At 39.6% G+C, this 6,298-nt stretch carries 7 protein-coding genes; all 7 read left to right on the forward strand.

Annotation, left to right across the window (positions count from 1 at the left end; genetic code table 11):
* Nucleotides 1-28: 28 nt before the first annotated feature.
* The 7 genes from HMPREF2758_RS01575 to eno all read left to right on the forward strand — a co-directional run bounded on the left by HMPREF2758_RS01575 (nucleotide 29) and on the right by eno (nucleotide 6,246).
* Nucleotides 29-583, forward strand: coding sequence for a YceD family protein (locus tag HMPREF2758_RS01575; RefSeq protein ID WP_070608731.1), 555 nt, complete (start codon nucleotides 29-31; stop codon nucleotides 581-583).
* An 18-nt stretch (nucleotides 584-601) separates the two neighbouring features.
* Nucleotides 602-775: a 50S ribosomal protein L32 gene (gene rpmF, locus HMPREF2758_RS01580; protein ID WP_070608733.1), complete on the forward strand. Its 174-nt coding sequence runs from the start codon at nucleotides 602-604 to the stop codon at nucleotides 773-775.
* Between the two features lie 131 nt (nucleotides 776-906).
* Nucleotides 907-1,509, forward strand: a complete 603-nt coding sequence (clpP, locus tag HMPREF2758_RS01585; RefSeq protein ID WP_070608735.1) for an ATP-dependent Clp endopeptidase proteolytic subunit ClpP — start codon at nucleotides 907-909, stop codon at nucleotides 1,507-1,509.
* Nucleotides 1,510-1,822: 313 nt separating this feature from the next.
* Nucleotides 1,823-2,821: a type I glyceraldehyde-3-phosphate dehydrogenase gene (gene gap / locus HMPREF2758_RS01590; RefSeq protein WP_070608737.1), complete on the forward strand. Its 999-nt coding sequence runs from the start codon at nucleotides 1,823-1,825 to the stop codon at nucleotides 2,819-2,821.
* 110 nt (nucleotides 2,822-2,931) lie between these two features.
* Complete coding sequence (gene pgk, locus HMPREF2758_RS01595; RefSeq protein WP_070608739.1) at nucleotides 2,932-4,131, forward strand: phosphoglycerate kinase; 1,200 nt, start codon at nucleotides 2,932-2,934, stop codon at nucleotides 4,129-4,131.
* 27 nt (nucleotides 4,132-4,158) lie between these two features.
* The gene (tpiA, locus tag HMPREF2758_RS01600) at nucleotides 4,159-4,923 is read left to right on the forward strand and encodes a triose-phosphate isomerase (RefSeq protein ID WP_070608740.1); all 765 of its coding nucleotides are present in this window, start codon (nucleotides 4,159-4,161) and stop codon (nucleotides 4,921-4,923) included.
* Nucleotides 4,924-4,941: 18 nt separating this feature from the next.
* On the forward strand, nucleotides 4,942-6,246 hold the full coding sequence (gene eno, locus HMPREF2758_RS01605) for a phosphopyruvate hydratase (protein ID WP_070608742.1): 1,305 nt from the start codon (nucleotides 4,942-4,944) through the stop codon (nucleotides 6,244-6,246).
* The last annotated feature ends 52 nt before the right edge of the window (nucleotides 6,247-6,298 follow it).

The following is a 6,298-nucleotide window of genomic DNA, read 5'->3' on the forward strand; positions in this document are numbered from 1 at the left end:
TACCTTTGTCGTTTTAGAGGTGATAGAAATGAAATGGACGATACGTCAGATTCACGATCAAAGTCGTGAAGGGATCCTTTCCTTTGATGAAACCTTGGATATCCAAGCGGCGATAAAAGAAAGAAAATCTGAGATTATTGCGATTAGCCCAGTTCAAGCAAAAGGGTATTTCGTAGATAGACAAGAGGATATCTTTCTGCATTGCCAACTAAAGGCAAAAGTGACCCTACCGTCCACTCGCAGTCTAAAGCCGGTTCAAGTACCTTTAGAGATCGAGGTAAAAGAACGCTATGTCCGACCAGGAATGGATGAGACTCTTTTAGACTATGAAGAAACTACTTTAACGCTTGACCATGATTATATTGATTTAATCACTTCGGCGGTGGATAATATTCTCCTGAATTTACCATATAAGGTGCTCGCTTCAGATGAAGAAGGCCAAGAACTCCCTAAGGGAAATGATTGGGACGTTCTGACAGAGGAAGAATATCAAAACCGTCAAGAAGAAATAGAAACCGTCGATCCGCGTTTTTCAGCCTTAAAAACGTTATTAAATAAGGATGATGTCGAATCATCACAATAATTTCAGGAGGTGTCAATAATGGCAGTACCAAAGAGAAGAACATCAAAATCCGTTAAAAGAAAACGTCGTACGCACTTTAAGTTAAATGTTCCGGGAATGAATGCATGTCCTGAATGTGGAGAATTAAAGTTAAGCCACCGCGTTTGTTCAGCTTGCGGTTATTATGATGGTAAAAAAGTTGTGAATAATTAATTCAATAAAGGTACTAGGGGGCTTACCGTTAGTACCTTTTTATTTTGTAATGAAGCATATTGCTTGACCTAATTTGACCATTAATTTATACTAAGGTAGATGCTTAAATAGCTTCAAAAGGAGGAGATTGAATGAATTTAGTACCAACAGTAATTGAACAGACTTCTCGTGGCGAACGAGCCTATGATATCTATTCTCGTTTGTTAAAAGATCGTATTATAATGCTTTCCGGTCAAGTGGAAGATAATATGGCGAACGCCGTCATCGCTCAATTGCTCTTTTTAGATGCACAAGATCCTGATAAAGATATTTATCTTTATATTAATTCTCCAGGAGGCTCAGTTACAGCAGGATTGGCTATTTTTGATACAATGAATTTTATTAAGGCCGATGTGCAGACGATTGTGATTGGTTTGGCAGCTTCCATGGGTTCGGTATTACTTGCGGCTGGAACGAAGGGAAAACGTTATGCCCTGCCTAATGCTGAAATTATGATCCACCAACCCCTAGGTGGTGCTCAAGGACAAGCAACGGAAATTGAGATTGCTGCGAGACATATTTTAAAAACGCGTCAACGGCTTAATCAAATTTTGAGTGAACGGACCGGTCAACCCATTGAAGTGATTGAGAAGGATACCGATCGTGATAATTTCATGACTGCGATTGAAGCCAAGGAATACGGACTAGTAGATGAGGTCTTAGAAAGTAAGAAATTACCCAATAGAAAAGATTGATCATAGTTAATCAATTATCTTACACGATTCAACGATAGTGGTTGCTAGCGTGGAGGATAACTCGAAAAACAGCGATTTTTACGAAAAATAGACAGTCGGTTAAAACATAAAAATAATAATTCGTTATTAGGAGACTAAGGGATCATCCCTGAGTCTCCTATTTCATTTTTTGCCATTTAAAAATCGAATAATGCTATGGATTATATTCCAACAAAAAAGATAGCATTTTCAATTTAGCCTACTTTAGGGATTAAATGTTAAACGGATTCATGGTATAATAGGCTCAAATTGATAATTCCAAGGAGGAACTGTAATGACGACTAAAATTGCAATTAATGGATTCGGCCGGATTGGACGGTTAGCTTTACGTCGTATTTTGGAGAAAAAATCAGATCTTGAAGTTGTAGCAATCAATGATCTTACAGATAATGAAGACCTAGCTTATCTTTTAAAATATGATTCTGCTCAAGGTCGTTTTCCTTATGAGGTAGCTGTTAAAGAAGACGCGCTAGTTGTCAATGGCAAAGAAATTAAAGCCTTCGAAGAAAAAGATGCGCGCAACTTACCTTGGGGTGAATTAGGTGTAGAATATGTTCTAGAATGTACGGGCTTTTATAATAGCGCTGAGAAAGCTCAAGCCCATATTGATGCAGGTGCTAAACGGGTACTTATCTCTGCACCTGCTAAAGATAGCCAAACGAAAATGATCGTATATGGGGTGAATCAAGACACATTGACCAAAGATGATGTCATTATTTCGGCTGCTTCTTGTACGACGAACTGTTTAGCGCCAATGGTAAATGCACTTCATAAAGAGTTTGGAGTGAAGTCCGGTCAAATGTTAACGGTTCATGCATATACGGCTACACAAAAATTACAAGATGCTCCTGGAGGTCGTAAGAGCCGTGCTGGAGCCTTCTCAATTATTCCGGCTTCAACAGGGGCTGCTAAGGCAATTGGAAAAGTTATTCCAGAATTAAATGGAAAGATTGATGGATCCGCAATGCGTGTGCCAACGATTACTGGTTCTATTACTGAATTGTATTCAGTTCTTGATAAAGAAGTGACCGCTGAAGAAGTGAATGCTGCTGTTAAGAAATATACGAATGATGCTTTCGTCTATGAAGAAGATGAAATTGTTTCTGCAGATATTATTGGCTACCCTGCGGGCTCAGTTTTTGACGCTTCTTTAACGAAGGTTGTAGGTAAAGGTGACGAGCAAATCGTTATGACTGCTGCTTGGTATGATAATGAATACGGCTTTACTGCTAATATGATTTCATTATTAGAATATTTTATTCATTTAAATTAAATTTGCAAAACGGTAATAAGGCTGTGACATGTTCGTCACAGCCTTGCCTATAATTGCTGGTGATGGAAAGTTAAGAAGCATTTTGTTAGTAGCTATTTAGGGGGAATATTATGTCCAAAAAGACAATCAAGGACCTTCAAGTTGAAGGAAAAGTCGTTTTAATGCGTGTTGACTTTAATGTTCCAATGAAAGACGGTAAAGTTCAAGACGATAATCGGATTAAGGCAGCTCTAAAATCGATTCGGTATTTGATCGATCATCAAGCAAAAATAGTATTATTTTCGCATCTAGGTAAGATCAAAAGTCAAGATGATTTGCAAAATCCTGACCGTAATTTGGAGCCTGTCGCAATCCGATTAGGGGAGTTATTACACCAATCAGTCGCCTTTTGCCCACAAACGCGGGGAGAAGCGTTAGAAACAGCCATAAAAGCCTTGCAAAGCGGTGATGTGTTATTGGTACAAAATACACGTTTTGAAGATCTTGATGGTAAAAAGGAATCTAAAAATGATTCAGAATTAGGGCGTTACTGGGCTTCTTTAGGCGATCTATTTGTGAATGATGCCTTCGGAACAGCACACCGTGCACATGCTTCTAATGTGGGAATAGCGAGTCATTTGGATTCTGCTGTAGGATTCTTGATGGAGGAAGAATTAGAGGGATTAGCACCAGCTATTCATGACGTTAAACATCCATATGTTGCCATTCTAGGAGGAGCGAAGGTCTCCGATAAAATTAAAGTCATTGAGAACTTACTGGATAAAGCGGATAAATTACTGATTGGTGGAGGAATGGCCTATACTTTCCTAAAGGCGCAAGGCTATGAGATTGGAAAATCAATTTGTGAAGCGGACCGCTTAGAATTAGCTAGAGAACTTTTAGAGCGTGGGGGAGATAAACTTATCTTGCCGGTAGATCATATAGTTGCCAGTGCCTTTAATAATGACGCCAAGACACAGATTGTCGAAATTGATGAAATTCCAGAAGACTATATGGGAATGGATATTGGTCCTAAAACGATCGACCGATTTAAAGAAGCGCTTCAATCTGCCAAGACAGTCGTTTGGAATGGGCCGATGGGTGTCTTTGAAATGCCACGATTTGAGAAGGGAACACTTGCTGTTTGTCAAATGATTGGTCAATTAGAGGATGCAACAACGATTGTAGGTGGTGGGGATTCAGCAGCAGCTGTCAAACAATTGGGCTATCAAGATGAATTCACACATATTTCAACCGGTGGGGGTGCCTCATTGACTTATTTAGAAGGACAAGATTTAGTGGCCATCTCGGCAATTCAAGATCGAGTTTAGTCAAATATAGAAAGGAACTGGATAACAATGACGCGAATACCTATAGTGGCAGCGAATTGGAAGATGCATCTAACTTTGTCGCAAGCCGAAGAATTTGTGAATAAAGTAAAGAATCAAATCCCCGATAAAGAGATTGTTGAAAGTATTATTATTCCCCAAAGTTTATTTGTTGACCGGGTCTTACAAGCCGCTTTTGCCAGTCCCATTTTAGTAGGCGCTCAAAATGCTTATCTAGAAGATCAAGGGGCTTTTACTGGAGAAGTGAGTCCAAAGGCATTAAGTGACATGGGGGTTAAGTATCTGGTCTTAGGACACTCAGAAAGACGTCAGCTTTTTGCTGAAAGCGATGCAATGATTCATGATAAGGTTCAAGCTGCGATAGCTAATGAATTAGTGCCTATTTTATGCTGTGGTGAAAGTTTAGAACAGCATGAAGCAGGTTTAACCAAGGAGTTTGTATGGAATCAAGTTAAGCAAGCTTTAACAGGGGTAGAATCAGATGCTATGAAGAAAATAGTCATTGCTTATGAACCTATTTGGGCGATTGGCACAGGTAAGACGGCTTCGAGCGAAGAAGCTAATGAGATCATTGCTAGCCTTCGTCAAAGTATTGCTAAAGAATGGGGTGCTGATATTGCGGATGCCATTCGTATCTTGTATGGTGGGTCCGTAAAACCTAATAATATTAAAGAATTTATCAATCAATCAGACATAGATGGAGCTTTAGTAGGGGGAGCCAGTCTAGAACCAGCCTCATATATTGAGTTAGTCCAAGCCGTAGCAGTTAAGTAACAATAAAGGAGTAAAATTATGTCATTTATTACAGATATTTATGCACGTGAAATCTTAGATTCGCGCGGTAACCCAACAGTGGAAGTTGAAGTCTATACAGAAAGTGGTGCTTTTGGTCGAGGTATGGTACCTTCAGGAGCTTCAACCGGTGAGCACGAGGCCGTTGAATTACGAGACGGAGACCAAGACCGCTATGACGGAAAAGGCGTTAGCAAGGCTGTTGACCACGTGAATCATGTTTTAGCGGAAGCCTTGATTGGTTTTGATGTTTTAGATCAACAAGGGATTGACCGAACAATGATTGAACTAGATGGAACGGCAAACAAGGGTAAATTAGGAGCTAATGCGATTTTAGGAGTTTCGATTGCTGTAGCAAGAGCAGCGGCGGATTATTTAGGATTACCACTCTATCATTATCTTGGTGGCTTTAATACTAAGGAACTCCCTGTTCCGATGATGAATATTGTCAATGGTGGTTCACATTCGGATGCACCTATCGCGTTCCAAGAATTTATGATTTTACCAGTTGGCGCAGAGAGTTTTAAAGAAGCTCTACGCTGGGGAGCTGAAATTTTCCATCAACTGAAAAAATTGTTAAAGGAAAGAGGATTAGAGACATCGGTTGGCGATGAAGGTGGCTTCGCTCCTCGATTTGAATCTACCGAAGATGGGATCGAGACAATCTTAGCAGCGATTGAACAGGCAGGCTATCAACCGGGATCCGATGTCTATTTAGGTTTTGACTGTGCTGCATCTGAATTTTTCCAAGATGGCATCTATGATTATGGACAATTTGAAGGGGAGTCAGGAGCTAAACGTAATGCTGAGGAACAAGTAGCATATCTTGAAGAATTAGTTACTAAATACCCCATTATTACTATCGAGGATGGGATGGATGAAAATGATTGGGAAGGTTGGAAGTTACTTACCGAGCGTTTAGGCGATAAGGTACAATTGGTGGGAGATGATCTCTTTGTGACAAATACCCAGATCTTGCAAAAAGGGATCGAAAAAGCTGTGGGTAATTCGATCTTAATTAAAGTTAATCAAATTGGGACCCTAACTGAAACCTTCGATGCGATTGAAATGGCTAAACGAGCAGGATATACTGCAGTTATTTCACATCGATCCGGTGAAACTGAAGATGCAACGATCGCTGATATCGCAGTTGCTACTAATGCTGGTCAAATTAAGACAGGTTCTTTAAGTAGAACGGACCGAATTGCTAAGTATAATCAATTGCTTCGCATTGAAGATGAATTGGGAGACTTAGCCCAGTATAAGGGGAAAAAAGTATTTTATAATTTGAAAGCTTTTAAATAAACGAGTTTTACAAATTTCTTAAGAAGTTAAGTTAAAAAATGAGGCTGTGACA

The organism is Facklamia sp. HMSC062C11, from assembly GCF_001810675.1.
In the GTDB taxonomy this organism is placed as follows: Bacteria; Bacillota; Bacilli; order Lactobacillales; family Aerococcaceae; genus Facklamia; species Facklamia hominis.

What these genes read in the sequence shown, in the direction of transcription:
- HMPREF2758_RS01575 (WP_070608731.1), top strand. Translation starts at nt 29, where the DNA reads ATGAAATGGACGATACGTCAGATTCACGATCAAAGTCGTGAAGGGATC.
- rpmF (WP_070608733.1), top strand. Translation starts at nt 602, where the DNA reads ATGGCAGTACCAAAGAGAAGAACATCAAAATCCGTTAAAAGAAAACGT.
- clpP (WP_070608735.1), top strand. Translation starts at nt 907, where the DNA reads ATGAATTTAGTACCAACAGTAATTGAACAGACTTCTCGTGGCGAACGA.
- gap (WP_070608737.1), top strand. Translation starts at nt 1,823, where the DNA reads ATGACGACTAAAATTGCAATTAATGGATTCGGCCGGATTGGACGGTTA.
- pgk (WP_070608739.1), top strand. Translation starts at nt 2,932, where the DNA reads ATGTCCAAAAAGACAATCAAGGACCTTCAAGTTGAAGGAAAAGTCGTT.
- tpiA (WP_070608740.1), top strand. Translation starts at nt 4,159, where the DNA reads ATGACGCGAATACCTATAGTGGCAGCGAATTGGAAGATGCATCTAACT.
- eno (WP_070608742.1), top strand. Translation starts at nt 4,942, where the DNA reads ATGTCATTTATTACAGATATTTATGCACGTGAAATCTTAGATTCGCGC.